At 71.1% G+C, this 4,084-nt stretch carries 3 protein-coding genes; all 3 read right to left on the bottom strand.

Translation table 11 applies throughout. From position 1 onward, the window contains the following. Window positions 1-9: 9 nt before the first annotated feature. Window positions 10-1,167 carry a uroporphyrinogen-III synthase gene (locus tag AOK23_RS16775; protein ID WP_055713517.1) on the bottom strand — a complete coding sequence of 386 codons (1,158 nt, stop codon included), beginning with the start codon at window positions 1,165-1,167 and terminating at the stop codon, window positions 10-12. A gap of 136 nt (window positions 1,168-1,303) precedes the next feature. Continuing rightward, window positions 1,304-2,686, bottom strand: coding sequence for a nitrate/nitrite transporter (locus tag AOK23_RS16770; RefSeq protein ID WP_055713516.1), 1,383 nt, complete (start codon window positions 2,684-2,686; stop codon window positions 1,304-1,306). 186 nt (window positions 2,687-2,872) lie between these two features. After that, window positions 2,873-4,084: fatty acyl-AMP ligase (locus AOK23_RS16765; RefSeq protein WP_055713515.1), on the bottom strand; the 1,212-nt coding region annotated here is incomplete at its 5' end.

Raw genomic sequence — 4,084 nt, 5'->3', positions numbered from 1 at the left:
CCCGAGTCACTAGGCGCCCGGCGTTCCATACTTCGTGTCGGCCGCCGGGTCCAGGGCCAGCCGGTACCCCCGCTTCACCACCGTCTGGATGAGCTTCGGCGCGCCCAACGCCGTGCGCAGGCGGGCCATCGCCGTCTCCACGGCGTGTTCGTCGCGGCCCGCGCCGGGGAGGGCCTTGAGGAGTTCGGAGCGGGGGACGACCCAGCCGGGGCGGCGGCCGAGCGAGCGGAGCAGGGACATCCCGGCGGGCGGGACGGGGCGCAGGGCGCCGTCGACCAGGACCGCGTGGCCGCGGATCTCCACGCGGTGGCCGGCGATGGGCAGGGTGCGGGCGCGGCCGGGGAGTTCCTGGCAGAGGAGCTGGACGAGGGGGCCGAGGCGGAACCGCTCGGGCTGCACGGTGTCGATGCCCTGGGCCTGGAGGGGAAGGGCGGTCACCGGGCCGACGCAGGCGGGCAGTACGTCGTGGTGGAGGGCGTTCAGCAGTTCCGGGAGGAGCCCCTTGTCCTCCGCGCGGGACAGCAGTGAGGCCGCCGCGGGCGCGCTGGTGAAGGTGAGGGCGTCGATGCCGCGGCTGACCGTCGCTTCGAGGAGGCGGTCGACCGGGGTGAGGTCCTCCGGCGGCAGCCAGCGGTAGACGGGGACGCCGACGACCTCCGCTCCGGCGACCCGCAGCGACTCCACGAAGCCGGGGAGGGGTTCGCCGTGGAGCTGGACGGCGATGCGGCGGCCCTCGACACCGTGGTCCAGCAGCCGGTCCAGTACCTCCGCCATCGATTCGGAGGAGGGGGACCACTCCTCGGTGAGGCCCGCGGCGCGCACCGCGCCCTTCACCTTCGGTCCGCGCGCCAGGACCTCGACGCCCCGGAGGCGGTCCAGTAGGGCCTCGCCGAGGCCCCAGCCGTCGGCCGCCTCGATCCAGCCGCGGAAACCGATGGCGGTGGTCGCCACCACGATGTCGGGTGCCTGGGCGAGGAGGTCCTTGGTGGCTGCGAGCAGTTCGCTGTCGTCGGAGAGCGGCACGATGCGGAGGGCCGGCGCGTGGAGGACGGACGCTCCGCGACGCTGGAGCAGGGCCCCCAGTTCGTCGGCGCGGCGCGCGGCTGTCACGCCCACCGTGAACCCCGCCAGGGGGCCGTGGTCTGGTCGCTGCTGTTCGTCGTACATGGCTCTCGTCCCGCCCGAGTCGTAGTACCTGGCTCTGGCACCTACATGCCGAACGAGCCTGTCAACGCTGCGTGACAGGCTCGGTTCGGGTTGATGTCGCTGGTGTTACGTCACTCGTGTCACGCCATGGGCGATGTCACACCTCGGCGTAGCTGAGCTGCGGCTTCGCCTCCGTCTCGGCCGTCGCCGTCACCGTCGTGGCGGCCGGCTTGCGAAGGTATACGGCCCAGGTCACCGCGAAGCAGAGCCCGTAGAAGGCGAGGAAGCTGACGAAGGCGCCGGTGCCGGAGCCGACCGTGAGGAAGGACTGGCGGAAGGCCAGGTTGATGCCGAGGCCGCCGAGCGCGCCCACCGCGCCGATGATGCCCATGGAGGCGCCGGACAGGCGCCGTCCGTAGGCCGCGGCCTCCTCGCCCTCCAGACCCTTGGCGAGGGCCTTGGCCTGGAAGATGCCCGGGATCATCTTGAAGGTGGAGCCGTTGCCGAGGCCGCTGAGGACGAAGAGCGCGATGAACGCGGTGGTGAACAGCGGCAGCGACTTCTGCATGGAGGCGAGGACGATGACCCCGGTGGCGCCGGCCATGGCGACGTAGTTCCACAGCGTGATCTTCGCGCCGCCGTACCTGTCGGCGAGGGCGCCGCCCACCGGGCGGATCAGGGAGCCGAGCAGCGGGCCGATGAAGGTGACGTACGCCGACTGCAGCGGCGTACGGCCGAACTGGGTCTGCAGGACGAGGCCGAAGGCGAAGCTGTAGCCGATGAAGGAGCCGAAGGTGCCGATGTACAGGAAGGACATGATCCAGGTGTGGGCCTCCTTCACGGCGTCCTTGGCGGCACCGGTGTCGTTCTTCACGGAGGCGATGTTGTCCATCTTGAGCCAGGCGAGGGCCGCGGCGACGACGATGAACGGGATGTAGATCCCGAGCAGGACGCGCGGGCCGCCGCTGGCACCGATGACGGCGAGACCGATGAGCTGCACGACCGGGACGCCGATGTTGCCGCCGCCCGCGTTGAGGCCGAGCGCCCAGCCCTTCTTCCGCAGGGGGAAGAAGGCGTTGATGTTGGTCATGGAGGAGGCGAAGTTGCCGCCTCCGATGCCGGCGAGCATCGCGCAGATCAGGAACGTGTTGAACGACGTCCCCGGCTCCATCACGGCGAAGGCGGCGACGGTCGGGATGAGCAGCAGGCTCGCCGAGACGACCGTCCAGTTGCGGCCGCCGAAGATCGCCACCGCGAAGGTGTACGGGATGCGCACGATGGCGCCGACCAGGGTGGCCATCGACACGATGAAGAACTTGTCGGCCGGGGTGAGCCCGTACTCGGGGCCCATGAAGAGGACCATCACCGACCAGACGGTCCAGATGGAGAAGCCGATGTGCTCGGAGAGGACGGAGAAGATCAGGTTGCGGCGGGCGACCTTCTCGCCGGTCTCGTTCCAGAAGGCCTCGTCCTCCGGATCCCAGTGCTGGATCCAGCGGCCTCCCCTACTGGCAGCGGGGGCTGTGCTCGGGGCTGTCATGACGCCTCCACGGTTCTCCGGGCTCGGATTCTTGCTGGGGGGTGATGGCTTATGAGTCCCGAAGGTAGGGAGGTCGCGTTTCCGCGCTGTGGCACCGGGTGACCGGAAAGGAACTTTGCTCTCACGGCGCCGTGGGCCCGCCGGTGAGGAAAGCGCTCACCCGGCCGGGCCCCGCGGCGGACCCGCTCAGTCAGCCACAACCCCCAGTGCCCCGTCCAGATAGAGCTTGCGGCATCCCCTGCGCTGGACCTTCCCGCTGGTGGTACGGGGCAGGGCACCCCTGCGTATCACCACGACCTCGTCGACCCGCAGCCGCTGTCCGTCGTGCACGGCCGCCCCGACACGTTCGCGCAGCTCGCCCGCCCCGACCTCGCGGAGGACCCGTCCGTCGGTCTCGACGACCACCACCAGCCGTTCCCGCTCCCCGTCGTCCACGGAGAACGCCGCCGCGCAGTTCGGCCGCAGCCCCGGCACCGCCGACTCCGCGGACAGCTCGATGTCCTGGGGGTAGAAGTTGCGGCCGCTGCGGATGATGACGTCCTTCAGTCGTCCCGCGACGAACAGTTCCCCTTCGTGGAGGAAGCCCAGGTCGCCCGTGCGGAGATACGCACCGCTCTCGCCCGCGACGCGGCCCCCGAACGCCTCCTGGGTCTCCTGCGGGCGTTCCCGGTAGCCGAGGGCGACGCACGGGCCGTTGATCCAGATCTCGCCCAGGCGGCCGGGTTCGCGGGGCGTGCGGGTGGCCGGGTCGATCACGCGGACGCGGGTGGTGGCCGAGGGGAAGCCGGAGCCGATCAGCGGCTGGGCGTCGGGCGCCGTCTCCCCCACGATCTCCAGGCGGCCGTCCTTGAGGGCCGTCGAGGACGCCCACAGCACGGTGGGCGGCCGGTCCGCGGGGCTCGCCGTCGCCTTGAGGGTGTTCTCGGCCAGCCCGTAGCCGGGGGTCATGGCCTCGGGGGCGAACCCGTACGGGGCGAACGTCTCGGTGAAGTCCCGCACCGCCCGCCAGCGCACCGGTTCGGCCCCGTTCGCCGCGACCCGCCACGACGAGAGGTCCAGGTCGACGTCCCCGGCGTCGCGCAGGGCGCTCACGCACAGCTCGTAGGCGAAGCTCGGTGCGGCGGCGTGTGTGCCCCGGTAGGTGGAGAGGGCCTCCAGCCAGCGCAGCGGGCGGCGGATGAACGCGGCCGGCTCCATGAGGTAGGCGGGTATGCCGGAGCACAGGGGCAGCAGGACGCCGAACAGCATGCCCATGTCGTGGAAGAGGGGCAGCCAGGAGACGACGACGCCGTCGCGGCCGGTGGGCCAGATGTCCTCGGTCTCGGAGACGTTGGCGAGGAAGTTGGCGTGGGAGACCATCACGCCCTTGGGGTCTCCGGTGGAGCCGGAGGTGTACTG

It is taken from the genome of Streptomyces torulosus (assembly GCF_001419765.1).
GTDB classification, from domain to species: Bacteria; Actinomycetota; Actinomycetes; order Streptomycetales; family Streptomycetaceae; genus Streptomyces; species Streptomyces torulosus.
This window is presented reverse-complemented; position numbering and strand designations above follow the sequence as displayed.